Source organism: Caballeronia sp. 11_S32 (assembly GCF_056930355.1).
The window spans coordinates 662,664-676,672 of the sequence record NZ_JBXOWH010000001.1; the positions used below are offsets into that span (position 1 = coordinate 662,664).

Here is a 14,009-nt window from a genome sequence, read left to right on the forward strand (position 1 = left end):
CGGTTTCCCCCAGCTTCGCATGGCGCCTGTCGCATGGCGCGTTACTCGAACTTCAGCTCCTTGAGCGCCGAAAGCCCGCTCAGCACGACCTTGCCGCGTTGATTGCGCACCATCGTGTCCATTACGAGAATGCGCTTCGCGGGCTTCTTTTCGACCACGGTGACATTGATCGTCACGGTATCGTCTATATAGACCGGACCAAGAAAGCGCAACTCTTGTCCGACATAAGCGAAGCCGGGGCCGGTCAGCTCCGTATGCGCCGCCGATACGAGCGCAGCCGTCAAAAGGCCATGGACGACGCGCCGGCCGAAAGGCGAGCGCTCGGCGAACGCCTGTTCCATATGCAAGGGATTCAAATCGCCCGACAGATGGCCGAATGCATTCACCTCCGATTCGAGCATTGTGTGAACGATCACTTGCATGCGGCCGATTTCGACATCATCGAAACGCAGCAGGTCCGGCACCGCTTGCGTTGCTTGCAGTTGGGCGCTCATGCATCTCTCCTCGAAGTCAGCGCTACGCCGGCATCGACGAGTTCGTCGATGCGTTCCTGTTCATAACCCAGTTCGACGAGCACCTCGCGCGTGTGCTCGCCCTGACGCGGCGGGTGACGGCGCAATGGCGGCGCCTCCCCGTCATAGCGCACGGGATGCGCGAGCAGGCGTATCGGGCCGGCTTCCTCGTGTTCGAAGGACATGATCATCTCGTTGTGCGCCACTTGCGGGTCCGCTTCGACCTGTTCGTAATCGTTGACCGGCGCGAACCAGATGTCGTGTTCCTCGAATATGCGCATCCAGTCTTCGGTGGTGCGCGTTCTCAGCACGTCGTAGACGAGCCGGTTGATTTCCTCTCGCCGCCTGACGTTGTCCTTCGGATGCGCGTATTCCGCGAGTGCGGGGCAGGAGAGCGCGCCCGCGAGCTTTTGCGTCGGCGTGAGGGACATCGCGATATAGCCATCGAGCGTTCGATATACGCCATAGGGCGCCGGATGGAATCGGCTGCCGGTCGGGGGCTCGGTGCGCGGCCAGAGTGGCCCCTTGTTCATGTAATACGTGAACGGCTCGATTTGCAGATCGAGTGCTGCATTGAGCAGATTGCTTTCGACGCGCGTGCCCACGCCTGTTCGCTCGCGTGCCTGCAATGCCGCCACCACGCCGAATGCGGCGAGCACGGCCGCATGTTGATCGACGATCGCGGAACCGACCGGAGTCGGCGGCGAATCGGCTTCGCCCGATAACATCGTCATGCCGCTCATCGCCTGCAGCAGCAAATCCTGCCCGGGGCGCTTCAGATACGGGCCGGAAGATCCATAACCCGTGCACGAGCAATAGACGAGCCGCGGATTCACTTCATGCACTTGCGCATAGCCGAAGCCCATCTTGTCGAGCACGCCCGGGCGATAGTTCTCGATCAAGACGTCCGCTTCGCGTATCAGACGCCACACGATCTCGCGCGCGGCTTCCTCGCGCAGATCCAGTGAGATGCTGCGCTGATTGCGATTTCCGAGCAGGAAGAAAACGCTCACGCCTTCGACGAACGCATCCGCGCCGGTCCAGCTTCGCTCGAACGCGCCACCGGGCGGTTCGATCTTGATGACATCGGCGCCGACGTCCGCGAGCATTTGCACGGCCGCCGGCCCTTGCAGAAAATGGGTGAAACTCAAGACCTTGATCCCTTCCAGCATGGACTCCCCCTTCGTTCAGCGCGCGTTCATGACAACATTGCGCGCGCGATGATCATGCGTTGTATTTCGGATGTGCCTTCGACGATCTCGAGCACCTTTGCGTCGCCGAACGCGCGCGCGACGGGAAACTCGGCCATCACACCGTAGCCGCCGTGGATTTGAAGCGCCTGATGGGCCGCGTGCATTGCTTGCTCAGACGCGAAGAGCTTGGCTTGCGATGCTTGTGCATCGAATGACTCGCCCGCGTCTTTCAATGCTGCGGCGTCATAGAGCATCAGGCGCGCGGCGTGAGCATGTGTCGCCATGTCCGCCACCTTGAATTGCAGGCCTTGAAACTCCGCAATCGCCCGGCCGAACGCGCGGCGCTCTTTCATATAGGCGATGGAGCGTTCGAGCGAACCCTGCAGAATGCCGAGCGCCAGCGCGCCGATGAGAATGCGCCCCGTGCTGATTTGCGCGAGTGTCTGGCGCAGGCCCGCGCCGCGCTCGCCCAACAGATGATCGGCGGGGATCGCGCAATGCTCGAAGAAGAGCTCGTGCGTGATCGATGCGCGCCACCCGATCTTGCGCAGTTTGCGGCCCGTCTGATAACCCGGCGTGCCGGAAGGAACGATGAAGTTCGATATCTCCTTGCGACCGTCCGCGCGCGTGCCCGTGACCGCTGCAATGACGACCGGGCCGCCTATTTCCGTGCCCGAATTGCTGATGAAGGTCTTCGCGCCGTCGATGATCCAGTGCTCGCCGTCGAAGACCGCGCGCGTGCCGATGTTGGCCGCGTCGGATCCGGCATCCGGTTCGGAGAGACCAATCGAGCCGATCTGCCGTCCTTCGAGAATAGGCCTTAAAAAGCGGTCTTTTTGCGCGGGCGTGCCGTAATTCGACAAGAGACTCGCGACTGTCGAATTCGCCATCAATGCATTGGCGACCGCGCAATCCACGCGCGCAAGTTCCTCGAGCACGATCACGAAGGAGAGCCAGTCGCCGCCACCGCCATTCCATTCCTCGGCATAAGGCACGCCGATGAAACCGAGCGCGCCCGCCTGACGCCAGATGTCATAGGGGAAGGCTTCCTGTTCCCAGAGGCGCTCGGAGATCGGCGCGATCTCGTTTTCCGCGAAGCGGCGCACCGCCTCGCGAATCATCGTGTGCTGGTCGGTCAGCCAGTGAGGCACTCGAGCGGCATTCATCATTCGCTTACCGATACGGTGGTCGAGGCGCGCCTTGCCGAACGTCGCGCGATGAACTGCTGCAAACCTGCGCGTGCGCCATCGCTGCCAAAGTTGACGGCGTATTGCGCCGCTTCGAAATCGAGCCCTGCCGACAAGGGCAATTCACTCGCGCGATTCAATGCGCGCTTGGCCATTTCCATCGCGAAGGGATCGTAGGCGCCCAGCGCCGCCGCGAACTCGCGAGTCACGCCCAAAATCGCATCATGCGCGACGACCTCGTGAATGAAGCCGAACGCCGCGCACTCATCCGCGCGATAACGCCGGCCGCTCAGCACGAAGCGCTTTGCACACGCAAGTCCGAGCTTCGCGACGGCCAACTGGGTCCCGCCCCAGCCGGGCATCGTGTTGAGCGTGATCTCCGGAAAACCGAAGCTCGCGTCCTGCGATGCAATCACGAAGTCGCAGGCAAGCGCGAGTTCGAAGCCGCCGCCGAGCGCGAATCCGTTGACCATGGCGATCGTCGGCTTGGCGCTTTCGTGCAGGCGCTGCAATACACGCTGACCCGCCACCATGTCGCGGTACGCGCTCACGCTGTCGAGCGATGCGAGACGTTCGATATCGTTGCCCGCGGCGAAGGCCTTGGGCCCGCTGCCGGTGATCGCGATGACGCGCGTGGCGGAATCGGCGAGAGCGTTATCCAGTTCCGCGTCGAGCGCGGCGAGCATCTCCGGCGTGAAGGCGTTGAGCTTGTCGGCGCGATTGAGCGTCAGAAGCCTGAGTCCGTCGAATTGCGTGACGAGCACCGGCAGCATGTCCTCGGGGATATCCTTGCGCATGACGTCACAGCACCTTGAGATACGTCTTGCCCGATGCGACCACGACGCCGTCCTGCCGTGTCACATCCGCCGCGAAGACACACACGTTGCGTTCTTCGTCCTTTTCCTCGAGCGTGAGGCGCGCGGTCACCGTATCGCCGATGAAGACCGGCGCATTGAACGTGATGTCGTAGCGATAAGACACCGCGCCCGGGCTTGGCGCCTTTGCGGCCATGTGACCCATGACCGTCGACAGAAAGCCCACGGAGAGACAACCCTGCGCGATGCGCTTCTCGAAGCGCGTGCCCTTTGCGTACTCCTCGTTGAGATGCACGGCATAGAAGTCGCCGACGATGCCGGCGAAGCCGTAGATATCGTATTCGGAGACCGTCTTGGCGAAATCGGCAGTGTCGCCGATTGCATAGCAATCCATATGCGGGCGTTTGGCCATGTTCGAAGCGCTCATGTCATCGGGTGGGAGAAACACGGCACAGGCTTGTCCATGCAGCGTGCCGTCAACGTGGAAATCACTTTAAAGACGGGCCGCGGTCAACCGGTAGGACGGTTCACGCGATCTTTTGGACTTTTTTGCAGTGCGCTCTGCTTATCGCCAGGCGAGCGTGAAAAAGTCCAAGAAATTCGAAGACTGGTCCTAACGCACCATCGCCGCGATCACAAATACTTGCGTCAACCCGCCGGCCCAACCATGCGCGACGAAGCGCGAGGCATAAGAGAGGCGGTGTCCATATCGTGGCAAGGAGACAACATGAATTCGCTTTTCAAAGCGCAGAGCATGCTGCGCGTGGCGATGGGCGCCGCGCTCACCGCGTTGTGTGTAGGCGCATCGAGCGGTGCGCTTGCGCAGGACAAGATCGTCATGAAGCTAGGTCATACGCTTGCGCCTGATAACCACTACCAGTTGACCGCGCAGGTATTCGCGAAGGAAGTCGCGCAACGCACGCACGGTCACGTCGAGATTCAACTGTTCCCGCAATCGCAGCTCGGCGGCGAGGTGCAAATGGCTCAGGCGCTACGCACTGGCACGCAGGAGTTGATGATTTCCGCGCAGGCACCGATCGATAACACGATCAAGCAATGGCAGATCTTCGACATGCCTTATCTGTTCTCCAACATGGATGAGGCGAACCGCGTGCTGCAGGGTCCGGTGGGACGCAAGTATCTGGACATGATGCAGCCCGTGAACATGATCGGTCTCACGTGGCTCGCGGTGGGCGAGCGCAATCTCTTCACGACGAAACGCCCCGTCACGTCACTCGCCGACATGAAGGATCTCAAGGTGCGCGTTATGCAGAGCCCGGGCTATATCGCCGGCTATAAGGCGCTGGGGGCGAACCCCACGCCGCTCGCGTACAACCAGTTGTTTCTCGCGCTTTCGCAAGGTCTGGTCGATGGCGCCGATACATCGCCCGAGCAGTTCGTGCAGGACAAGTTTTCGGATGTCGCCAAGCATTTCTATGTGACGCACGTGAACTATCTGCCTGTGGTGCTCGCGATGAGCAAGGCCGCATGGACGAAGTTGTCGCCCGCCGATCAAAAGGCGTTTCAGGAGTCCGCCGCGATCGCCGCGCAATTCGATTTGAAGGAATACAAGCGCGAATACGATGCCGCCATCGCGACGATGAAGGAGAAGGGCATTCAGGTGACGGTAGTCGATACCGCGCCGTGGGCCGAAGCGACCAAGGCCGCGCGCGAGGAACTGATCGCGAAGATTCCCGACGGTCCGGCGCTCTATCAGGAGATGAACGCGGCGAAGCAGGCCTCGGCGGTCGCGTCGAAATGACGGAAGCGAAAGACAGCCCAGGCACAACGAAGGCGACGGAGGATACCCGTATGGAAAAGCTCGCGCGCGGCTTGATGTTCGTCGACGATATCGTGTTGAAGATCAACCTGTTCGTCTGCAGTTGTCTGCTGCTGGCGGCGGTGATCGTCGCCGGTCTCGGGGTCGTGTTCCGCTTCCTGCTGCACGACTCGCTGTCATGGTCCGACGAGGTTGCGGCGTATCTCTTCGTGTGGCTCACGTGTCTGGGCGCCGCGGCAGGCGTAAAGCTGCGCGCGCATCCCGAGGTGCGCGTGCTCGCCGATCGCGTGCCGGCCGCGCTCGCGCCGCTGCTCAAGGACTTCACAGATTGCGCGATCCTCGCGCTCGGCGCGGTGTTCGTCACGTGGGGCTCGGACATGCTCGCGCTGATGGGCACCGAGACGGCCGCTTCGATTCCGATCTCGATGGTCTATCCGTATCTGTCGATCCCCGTGTGCGGCGCGCTGCTCGCGTTTCATTCGCTCGTGCGCATCGTCGTGTCGCATCTCGCGCCGCAGGCGCAAACGAACGCCACGATGGTCGAGGGCGTCTCCGAACACCTCTAGGATAAACATCATGTGGGCAATCGCTTTGGGAGCGGGGCTGCTCGGCCTCGGCGTGCCGGTGGCCATCTGCATCGGCATCGCGGCGACGATCGCGCTGTCGATCAACGGCACGCCGCTGCTCGTCATTCCGCAGCAGCTGTTCTCCAACCTCAACAACGTGGGTCTGCTCGCGATTCCGTTCTTCATGCTGACGGGCGCGATCATGGATTCGGGCGGCGTGTCGAAACGCATCATCGAGTTCTCGCAGGCGCTCGTCGGTTTCATGCGCGGCGGCATCGGGCAGGTGACGATCGTCGCGAGCATGTTCTTCGCGGATCTCTCCGGCTCCGCTACGGCCGATACCGCCGCAATCGGCTCGGTGATGATTCCCGGCATGGTGAAGAAAGGCTATTCGCGCCCGTTCGCGGTGGCGTTGCAATCGGCGGCGGGTTCGCTCGGGCTGCTTTCGCCCGTGTCGATGAGCATGCTCGTCTATGCGTACACCGCGAACGTATCGGTGGGCACGATGTTCATCGCCGGCATTTTGCCGATGTTGCTCGTGGTCGCGTCGTTCATGATCGTGAATTACGTGACTGCGGTGCGCAACGACTATAGCGCCGTCGAGCCGTTCGATATCCGGGTGCTGTGGAAGACCTTCCGAGAAGCGTTCTGGGCGCTGCTTACGCCGGTCATCATCCTGGGCGGCATTCTCGGCGGCATCTTCACCCCGGTGGAGGCGGGCGTGATCGCGGCGGTGTATGTGACGCTCGTGAGCGCGTTCATCTTCCGCACGCTCAAGCTCTCGCATTTCAAGGACATTCTCGTGCGCACTGCGGTGAACACGACGCGCGTGTCCTTCCTGCTCGGGCTTGCGTTCGTGCTCGGCCGCTATCTGATCGAGGCGCAGATACCGCTGCACGTCGCGAACAGCTTCCTTGCGATCACGACGAGCGCGATCGTGCTGCTCATCCTCATCAACCTGTTCCTCATCGCGGCGCATACAGTGCTGGAAACGATCTCGAGCATCGCTGTGATCATCCCGGTGTTTCTGCCGCTCGTCGTGCAGATGCACATCGATCCGGTCGTGTTCGGCGTGATCGTGCTGATCAACTCGGCCATCGGCATCAATCTTCCGCCGATCGGCTTCTGTCTTTTCACGGCCGCCTCGATAGGCGGGGTGTCGGTCGAGAAGGCGACGCGCGCGATTCTGCCGTTCATCCTCGCGCTCGTGATCGATCTGCTGCTCATCATTTTCTTTCCGCATATCCCGCGTTTCCTGCCGGATCTGCTGTCGGTCAAATAGGCGGACAAACTCGTGCAAGCGGGGCCGGGTCGAAAGACCTGGCCCCGCTTGTCGTTTGCATGCCGCATACCAGATTCCATCCGGAATAATGCATTCGAAATGCCTGTAATGGCGCCCGCGCGGACGCCATGTTGCGAGCGCGCCCGGCATTCCGCCAAGCGCCTTCGGCATGGTTTAGGACACGCCTCGATACCCCGGCGTACACTGCCTCTGCGTTTTGAATTCTGCATGCATTGAACCATCGCGCGTGCGCTGTATGACTCTCTGCCGCACGAATCCGCCATTTACTGGACTCCCTCTCTTCAGCGCAGGAACCATCATGGCCAAGAACACGATTGCGGATTATCTGGCGAAGACGCTTGCGGCAGCGGGCGTCGAGCGCATCTGGGGCGTCACCGGAGACAGCCTGAACGGGCTGGCTTTCAGCCTCGATCGCGTGGGCTCGATCCGCTGGATGCACACGCGCCACGAAGAGGCCGCCGCTTTTGCGGCCGGTGCGGACGCCGCCGCGACAGGCAAGCTCGCCGTGTGCGCGGGCAGTTGCGGGCCGGGCAATCTGCATCTGATCAACGGCCTCTACGATTGCCACCGCAATCATCAACCGGTGCTCGCCATCGCCGCGCACATTCCGTCGACGGAGATCGGTCTCGGCTACTTCCAGGAAACGCATCCGCAGGAATTGTTCAGGGAGTGCAGCCATTTCGTGGAGCTGGTGTCGAATGCATCGCAGTTTCCGCGTGTGCTCGAACGCGCGATGCGCGCGGCGATCGATCAACGTGGCGTCGCGGTGATCGTCTTGCCGGGCGATGTGGCATTGAGCGAGGGCCCGAGCGTGGAGCCGCGCTGGACCGCGAGCGCACCGGGCGCGATCGTGCCGTCCGACGCGGATCTCGACAAGCTCGCGGCGCTGCTCAACGGCTGCGAAGCGGTGACGATCATGTGCGGCAGCGGCGTCGCGGGTTCGCACGGCGAAGTGGTCACGCTCGCCGATACGCTCGGCGCACCCGTCGTGCATGCGCTGCGCGGCAAGCAGTTCATCGAGTATGACAATCCGTTCGATGTCGGCATGACCGGGCTCATCGGCTTCAGTTCGGGCTATCACGCGATGATGTCCTGCGATACGCTGCTCCTGCTCGGTTGCGACTTTCCATATCGGCCGTTCTATCCGCCGCAGGCGAAGATCGTGCAGATCGACTGGCGCGGCTCGCAACTGGGACGCCGCGCGCCCCTCGAAATGGGGCTCGTCGGCACGATCAAGGAAACCCTGGCCGCGCTGTTGCCGAAGCTTCAGCGCAAGGACGAGCGGCGCTTCCTCGACAACGCGCTCAAGCATTACGCAAGCGCGCGCAAGGACCTGGATGATCTCGCGACGCCATCCGCGCCGGGACGTCCCATTCATCCGCAATACCTGACGAAGCTCGTCGATGAAATCGCCGCCGAGGATGCGATCTTCACGGTGGACGTCGGCACGCCGACGCTCTGGGCTGCGCGCTATCTGACGATGAACGGCAAGCGCCAGTTGCACGGCTCGTTCAATCATGGATCGATGGCAAACGCGATGCCGCAGGCGCTCGGCGCGCAAGCGGCGCATCCGCAGCGGCAGGTGGTGTCGCTATCGGGCGATGGCGGTCTGTCCATGCTGCTCGGCGATCTGCTCTCCGCCGTGCAGCTCGACTTGCCGATCAAGGTCGTCGTGTTCAATAACAGCCTGCTCGGCTTCGTATCGATGGAGCTTAAGGCGGGCGGCTATCTGGACACCAACGTCGATCTCAGCAAGACCGACTTCTCGCAGATCGCGAAGGGCGCGGGCATCTGGTCGGTGCGCGTGGAGGAGTCGGAGCAACTCGAGAACGCGCTGCGGGAAGCATTCGCGCACGAGGGGCCGGCGGTCGTCGATGTCGTCACGTCGAAGCATGAACTCGCGATGCCGCCGACCATCGAGCTGTCGCAGGCGAAGGGCTTCAGCCTCTACATGCTGCGAGCCGTTCTGAGCGGGCGCGGCGATGAGATCGTCGAACTCGCGCGCACGAATCTGCGTTGAGCAGGCGAGCGCGGCGCTTTACGCGCCGCGCAGGAAACCGGCGAGTTGATCGAGTGTCCCGCCATAACCTTGTTCGAGCGATGGGCGCAATTCATCGAAATAGCGTTGCTCCTGCTCGCTCGCGCCGAACGGCGTGGCACGCAGCGCGACCATCGTCTTGCCGTTCTCGTCGCTGAACGTCACGACGTTCTCGATTTCCAGCGGGCACACCTCGCTGAACGGCGCGCGTGCGATGCCGCAATTTTCGTTCGAGAACGAGTTGAGCCAGACGATGCGCTCGCGCGCCACGATATCGCGGTAGTTGAAGCGGCCCCACATGGCGGGCGCGCCGGCGAAGTTCATCGCGTAGTGAAAGAAGCCGCCCGGACGGAACTCGAAGCGATGCAGGTCCAACGTGCAGCCTTTCGGCCCCCACCATCGCGCAATCTGATCCGGCTCGCTCCATGCTTGCCACACGCGTTCGCGAGGCGCGTCGAATACGCGGTTCATTTCGAAGGCCGCGCTGCTGGCGGCCGTTGCGTTATTTTGCGGCATGTTTTTTTCCTTTCGATATCGATGGCTTCTTCGGCTTCGTCTTCGCGCTCGTTTTCAGGAGCGCATCGAGCCTGTCGAAACTGGCATCCCACAACGACCGATACGCTTCGAACCAGTTCGCGACTTCGCTCAGCGCTGCAGGCTCGAGACGGCAAGGGCGCGTTTGTGCGGCGCGCGAGCGCGAGATCAGGCCCGCGCGCTCCAGCACCTTGAGATGCTTGGAGATGGAAGGCTGCGTCATCTCGAACGGCTCGGCCAGTTCATTCACGGTGGCTTCGCCGCTTGCGAGACGCGCGACGATCGCGCGGCGCGTGGGATCGGCGAGGGCCGCAAACACCTGATTCAAGTCGTCTTCGCGCATGCGATTCAATGACTGTATGGTTATATAGCCAATGAGGAATATAGTAAATCGAACCGCGACGGTCAAGTGCGGCCTTCGTCGACGTGCCTTATCCTCACGTATCGACATTCAAGGGATACGCCATGAGCGAAACGAAAGATGCATTGCCCCTCGATCATGTGTTCGACTTCGAAGATCAATCGATACGTTATGGCGTGATCGGCGAGGGCGCGCCGCTCGTGATGGTGCACGGCACGCCGTTTTCATCGCAGGTATGGCGGCGCATCGCGCCGATTGCGGCAGGTTCGCGGCGCGTGCATTACTTCGATCTTCTCGGCTACGGCGCATCGGACATGCGCGATGGACAGGACGTGTCGCTCGGCGTTCAGAATCGCGTGCTGGCAGCGCTGATCGCGCACTGGAGCGCCGACTGGAACGGCGCACTGCCCGATGTGCTCGCGCATGACTTCGGCGGCGCGACATCGCTCAGAGCCGCGCTGCTGAACGACTGCGCGTATCGTTCGCTGATGCTCGTCGATCCGGTCGCTGTCGCGCCGTGGGGATCGCCCTTCGTGCGCCATGTGCGGCAGCATGAAGCCGCGTTCGCGGGTGTGCCGCCATATATGCATGAGGCGATGCTCGATGCCTATCTGCAAGGCGCGGCGCATCGGCGCCTGACGGAGGAGACGTTGCGCATCTACACGCAGCCGTGGACGGGCGAACGAGGGCAGGCCGCGTTCTATCGGCAGATCGCGCAGATGGATCAGCGATACACGGATGAAGTTCAACCGCGCTATGACGAATTGGCGTGCCCCGTGTCGATCCTTTGGGGCGAGGAAGATGAATGGATACCGGTCGCGCGCGGTGTCGAACTGGCGTCGCTGATGCCGGGTTCACGCTTCACGCGCGTGCCCGGTTCGGGACATCTGATGCAGGAGGACGCGCCCGAGGCGATCGTCGGCGAATGGCTGACGTTCATGGCGGTGGTCAGCGGCGCTAGGTCCTGAACGAAAACACGCGACGCGGATCGCCCTCGGATCACAAGCGATCCCGCGTCGATCACGCGATCTCACGTCTTACTTTTCGCACTCTCGGCCCGGAAGGCCGCCTCGCCCGCGTCCGACACCTCGACCCACTTCTTGTCGGGCGGCGCATCCGCGATATAGCTGTCATGCCAGTTCCACCATTTATAGGTCGGCGTCTGAGGATAGCCTTCGGGCGAGTCCTCCCAAAGCTCTTGCCTGCCGAGCGGTGTGATGTCGAGATAGTTCCAGGTATTGCCCATCTGTTCATCGCCGCGATTGTTGAGGAAGTACGTGCGGAACACACGGTCGCCATCGCGGAAGAACACATTCGTGCCGTGCCATTCGTCGACGCCGAAGTCGGCATCGAAGCGATCCGTCAGCGTGAACCACGGAATGTCCCAGCCCATGCGTTGCTTCAGTTGCGCGATGTCCTGCTGCGGCGCACGCGAGACGAACACGAGCGTGGTGTCGCGCGCGTTCAGGTGCGAGACATGCGCGACCTGATCGGCGACCATCGAGCAACCCCGACACGCATGCTCCGGCCATCCGAACACGCCGGGCTCGTAGAACGCGCGATAGACGATCAATTGACGCCGGCCTTCGAACAGATCGAGCAAGCCGATCTTGCCGTCAGGGCCCTCGAACACATAGTCCGTTTTCACGGCCATCCACGGCATGCGGCGGCGCTCGGCGGCGAGCGCGTCGCGGGCGCGGGTGTGAGCCTTCTCCTTCACGAGCAACTTCTCGCGCGCCGCATCCCATTCCTCTTTCGACACGACCGGCGGTGTGCGCATTTCGTCTGATGTAGTCATGGCTTTTGCAACCTCCTGAGTGTGGACTCTCGAATGATGTTTGCCGTGAGTTAGTCTGGACCCGAAAGCGGACGAATGGGAGTAACAAGTGTGACGGCATTTCGGCATCCATGCCCGCCGCCTCGCGTTCAGGCCCACGACGCACGAAGCGCGTGCATCGTCTTCCAGTAGGTGAAGAAGCGGCCGGCGAACATGCCCGCGACGATGCCGGACACAGCGGCATCGATCACGGCGTACATGGCGAGTGCGGACATATTCGCCACGGTCGCCATCTCGAAGCCGAGCCAGAACTTCGCGATGAAGATGGCGGCGATCAGCAGCAGAGGCACGAAAGAGCCGGGCAGCATCACGGTGCGCGCAATCGGATCGACGATGAAGCGCGTGCGGCTCGCCGTGAAGACGCCGCCCACGACGCCGACGCCAAGCGCGACGACCCACGCGGCGGTGGCGGCCCAGCCCGCGAGCGGCGCCGATGCCAGATGCGCGATGCCCATGCCCGCAAAAATCAGCGGCACGATCGCGAGTTTGGAAAGCGGCGTCGTGCTGGCCTGCAACGACTTGTATCCACGATAGGCAAGAAATGCGAGCAGCACCCAGACCCACGTCGGCGTGCCTTGAATGATGGCGATCGGCGTCATGATCATCTCCTTGGTTCGGTTATTTGATGCGCATCTTGACGCCGCAGAATTAGCTGCGAATGAGTCATGAACCGGAACATCGCGTTTCATAAAAATTAAGCGCGTTCCGAATTGTGTTGCCGCAGCGGGTAAAATGCCGCGCCAGCCCGCCGTACGGCCGGAAACGCGCGTGACCCGCGCGCTCCAGCACGCGCGCCGGCATCCGCCCCACGAAGGCAAGCTTCAGTCGTCCGCGACCGTCCGGTCATCCCGCGCCGCCGCTTTCGCCGAAACACACGACACGCTACGACATTCGAGGATTGCCTTTCATGCTTGCCCGCATCACCCGCTTATTCCCGCTCTGGGCCGTGCTGGCCTCCATCGCCGCCTATTGCGCGCCCTCATCCGTGACGGGCATTGCGCCGCACGTCACGACGCTCCTGACGATCATCATGCTGTCGATGGGCGTCACACTCTCCATCGACGATTTCCGGCGCGTCTTCACGCGGCCCGCACCGGTGGTCGCGGGCATCGTGCTGCATTATCTGGTGATGCCGCTCGCCGCATGGGTCATCGCGAAGGCATTGCGCATGCCGCCCGATCTGACGGCGGGCATGGTGCTCGTCGGCAGCGTCGCGAGCGGCACGGCGTCGAACGTGATGATCTATCTGGCGCGCGGCGATGTCGCGCTGTCGGTGACGATCAGCGCGCTGTCGACGCTCGTCGGCGTGTTCGCGACGCCGCTGCTCACGCGCCTTTACGTCGATGCGTCGATCGCCGTCGATGTGCACGGCATGCTGATGAGCATCGTGCAGATCGTCGCGCTGCCGATCGTCATCGGCCTCGTCGTGAATCATTTCTTCGGCAAGCTCGTGCGCAAGATCGAATGGGCGCTGCCGCTCGTGTCGATGGTGTCGATCCTGCTGATCATCGCGGCGGTCGTGGGCGGGACCCAGAAGAGCATCGCGTCCGTCGGCGTGGTGGTCGCGATCGGCGTGGTGCTGCACAACGGCATCGGCTTGCTGGGCGGATACTGGGGCGGACGTCTGCTCGGCTTCGATGAAGCGGTGTGCCGCACGCTCGCGATCGAAGTCGGCATGCAGAACTCCGGCCTCGCGGCCACGCTCGGCAAGCTGTACTTCACGCCGATCGCCGCGCTGCCGGGCGCGCTGTTCTCGGTGTGGCACAACCTGTCTGGATCGATGCTCGCGGGCCACTGGGCGGGGCGCCCGGCGAAAGGCTCGACGCGCGATGCCGACACGCACGGCGCTGTCGTGCGGCAAGGTTGAGCGGTCGCATCGAGCG

General features: G+C 62.4%; 15 protein-coding genes. 6 read left to right on the forward strand and 9 right to left on the reverse strand.

Going from position 1 to position 14,009, the window contains the following annotated elements:
* Positions 1 to 41 precede the first annotated feature (41 nt).
* The 5 genes from AC1Z32_RS03075 to AC1Z32_RS03095 are packed head-to-tail and all read right to left on the reverse strand — an operon-like array spanning position 42 to position 4,119.
* Positions 42 to 494 (reverse strand): MaoC family dehydratase, encoded by a 453-nt coding sequence (locus AC1Z32_RS03075; protein WP_483477230.1) that lies wholly within the window; start codon positions 492 to 494, stop codon positions 42 to 44.
* Complete coding sequence (locus AC1Z32_RS03080; RefSeq protein WP_483477231.1) at positions 491 to 1,684, reverse strand: CaiB/BaiF CoA transferase family protein; 1,194 nt, start codon at positions 1,682 to 1,684, stop codon at positions 491 to 493. The genes AC1Z32_RS03075 and AC1Z32_RS03080 overlap by 4 nt, the downstream gene beginning before the upstream one ends.
* Positions 1,685 to 1,710: 26 nt before the next feature.
* Positions 1,711 to 2,871, reverse strand: a complete 1,161-nt coding sequence (locus AC1Z32_RS03085; RefSeq protein ID WP_483477232.1) for an acyl-CoA dehydrogenase family protein — start codon at positions 2,869 to 2,871, stop codon at positions 1,711 to 1,713.
* The gene (locus AC1Z32_RS03090; protein WP_483477233.1) at positions 2,871 to 3,689 is read right to left on the reverse strand and encodes an enoyl-CoA hydratase/isomerase family protein; all 819 of its coding nucleotides are present in this window, start codon (positions 3,687 to 3,689) and stop codon (positions 2,871 to 2,873) included. Before AC1Z32_RS03090 ends, AC1Z32_RS03085 begins: the two co-directional genes overlap by 1 nt.
* 4 nt (positions 3,690 to 3,693) lie before the next feature.
* The gene (locus AC1Z32_RS03095) at positions 3,694 to 4,119 is read right to left on the reverse strand and encodes a MaoC family dehydratase (RefSeq protein WP_483477234.1); all 426 of its coding nucleotides are present in this window, start codon (positions 4,117 to 4,119) and stop codon (positions 3,694 to 3,696) included.
* A gap of 315 nt (positions 4,120 to 4,434) precedes the next feature.
* On the opposite strand from AC1Z32_RS03095, the gene AC1Z32_RS03100 reads away from it, so the two are divergent.
* From AC1Z32_RS03100 to poxB, 4 genes are all read left to right on the forward strand, one after another.
* On the forward strand, positions 4,435 to 5,469 hold the full coding sequence (locus tag AC1Z32_RS03100; protein ID WP_483477235.1) for a TRAP transporter substrate-binding protein: 1,035 nt from the start codon (positions 4,435 to 4,437) through the stop codon (positions 5,467 to 5,469).
* A gap of 50 nt (positions 5,470 to 5,519) precedes the next feature.
* Positions 5,520 to 6,053, forward strand: a complete 534-nt coding sequence (locus AC1Z32_RS03105) for a TRAP transporter small permease (RefSeq protein WP_483477236.1) — start codon at positions 5,520 to 5,522, stop codon at positions 6,051 to 6,053.
* 10 nt (positions 6,054 to 6,063) lie between these two features.
* Complete coding sequence (locus tag AC1Z32_RS03110; protein WP_483477237.1) at positions 6,064 to 7,335, forward strand: TRAP transporter large permease; 1,272 nt, start codon at positions 6,064 to 6,066, stop codon at positions 7,333 to 7,335.
* A 319-nt stretch (positions 7,336 to 7,654) separates the two neighbouring features.
* Positions 7,655 to 9,376, forward strand: coding sequence for a ubiquinone-dependent pyruvate dehydrogenase (poxB, locus tag AC1Z32_RS03115; RefSeq protein WP_483477238.1), 1,722 nt, complete (start codon positions 7,655 to 7,657; stop codon positions 9,374 to 9,376).
* Positions 9,377 to 9,394: 18 nt separating this feature from the next.
* Here poxB and AC1Z32_RS03120 read toward each other — a convergent pair whose 3' ends face one another.
* Both AC1Z32_RS03120 and AC1Z32_RS03125 read right to left on the reverse strand, forming a co-directional pair.
* Positions 9,395 to 9,910: an SRPBCC family protein gene (locus AC1Z32_RS03120; RefSeq protein WP_483477239.1), complete on the reverse strand. Its 516-nt coding sequence runs from the start codon at positions 9,908 to 9,910 to the stop codon at positions 9,395 to 9,397.
* Positions 9,897 to 10,271, reverse strand: coding sequence for an ArsR/SmtB family transcription factor (locus AC1Z32_RS03125; RefSeq protein WP_483478193.1), 375 nt, complete (start codon positions 10,269 to 10,271; stop codon positions 9,897 to 9,899). Before AC1Z32_RS03125 ends, AC1Z32_RS03120 begins: the two co-directional genes overlap by 14 nt.
* 122 nt (positions 10,272 to 10,393) lie before the next feature.
* On the opposite strand from AC1Z32_RS03125, the gene AC1Z32_RS03130 reads away from it, so the two are divergent.
* On the forward strand, positions 10,394 to 11,257 hold the full coding sequence (locus AC1Z32_RS03130) for an alpha/beta fold hydrolase (protein ID WP_483477240.1): 864 nt from the start codon (positions 10,394 to 10,396) through the stop codon (positions 11,255 to 11,257).
* A gap of 62 nt (positions 11,258 to 11,319) precedes the next feature.
* On the opposite strand, the gene AC1Z32_RS03135 is transcribed toward AC1Z32_RS03130, so the two are convergent.
* Together AC1Z32_RS03135 and AC1Z32_RS03140 are read right to left on the reverse strand one after the other, a co-directional pair.
* Positions 11,320 to 12,087 carry a DUF899 domain-containing protein gene (locus AC1Z32_RS03135; protein ID WP_483477241.1) on the reverse strand — a complete coding sequence of 256 codons (768 nt, stop codon included), beginning with the start codon at positions 12,085 to 12,087 and terminating at the stop codon, positions 11,320 to 11,322.
* 128 nt (positions 12,088 to 12,215) lie between these two features.
* A complete protein-coding gene (locus AC1Z32_RS03140; RefSeq protein ID WP_483477242.1) occupies positions 12,216 to 12,725 on the reverse strand; it encodes a DUF6622 family protein in 510 nt (169 codons plus the stop codon).
* Positions 12,726 to 13,033: 308 nt separating this feature from the next.
* Here AC1Z32_RS03140 and panS point away from each other — a divergent pair, with 308 nt between their 5' ends.
* On the forward strand, positions 13,034 to 13,993 hold the full coding sequence (gene panS / locus AC1Z32_RS03145) for a ketopantoate/pantoate/pantothenate transporter PanS (protein ID WP_483477243.1): 960 nt from the start codon (positions 13,034 to 13,036) through the stop codon (positions 13,991 to 13,993).
* The last annotated feature ends 16 nt before the right edge of the window (positions 13,994 to 14,009 follow it).

Coding starts and splice junctions, on each gene's coding strand:
- AC1Z32_RS03120 (WP_483477239.1), bottom strand. CDS start 9,910: ATGCCGCAAAATAACGCAACGGCCGCCAGCAGCGCGGCCTTCGAAATG.
- AC1Z32_RS03140 (WP_483477242.1), bottom strand. CDS start 12,725: ATGACGCCGATCGCCATCATTCAAGGCACGCCGACGTGGGTCTGGGTG.
- AC1Z32_RS03105 (WP_483477236.1), top strand. CDS start 5,520: ATGGAAAAGCTCGCGCGCGGCTTGATGTTCGTCGACGATATCGTGTTG.
- AC1Z32_RS03075 (WP_483477230.1), bottom strand. CDS start 494: ATGAGCGCCCAACTGCAAGCAACGCAAGCGGTGCCGGACCTGCTGCGT.
- AC1Z32_RS03130 (WP_483477240.1), top strand. CDS start 10,394: ATGAGCGAAACGAAAGATGCATTGCCCCTCGATCATGTGTTCGACTTC.
- AC1Z32_RS03085 (WP_483477232.1), bottom strand. CDS start 2,871: ATGAATGCCGCTCGAGTGCCTCACTGGCTGACCGACCAGCACACGATG.
- AC1Z32_RS03100 (WP_483477235.1), top strand. CDS start 4,435: ATGAATTCGCTTTTCAAAGCGCAGAGCATGCTGCGCGTGGCGATGGGC.
- AC1Z32_RS03095 (WP_483477234.1), bottom strand. CDS start 4,119: ATGGCCAAACGCCCGCATATGGATTGCTATGCAATCGGCGACACTGCC.
- AC1Z32_RS03090 (WP_483477233.1), bottom strand. CDS start 3,689: ATGCGCAAGGATATCCCCGAGGACATGCTGCCGGTGCTCGTCACGCAA.
- AC1Z32_RS03110 (WP_483477237.1), top strand. CDS start 6,064: ATGTGGGCAATCGCTTTGGGAGCGGGGCTGCTCGGCCTCGGCGTGCCG.
- AC1Z32_RS03080 (WP_483477231.1), bottom strand. CDS start 1,684: ATGCTGGAAGGGATCAAGGTCTTGAGTTTCACCCATTTTCTGCAAGGG.
- AC1Z32_RS03125 (WP_483478193.1), bottom strand. CDS start 10,271: ATGCGCGAAGACGACTTGAATCAGGTGTTTGCGGCCCTCGCCGATCCC.
- poxB (WP_483477238.1), top strand. CDS start 7,655: ATGGCCAAGAACACGATTGCGGATTATCTGGCGAAGACGCTTGCGGCA.
- panS (WP_483477243.1), top strand. CDS start 13,034: ATGCTTGCCCGCATCACCCGCTTATTCCCGCTCTGGGCCGTGCTGGCC.
- AC1Z32_RS03135 (WP_483477241.1), bottom strand. CDS start 12,087: ATGACTACATCAGACGAAATGCGCACACCGCCGGTCGTGTCGAAAGAG.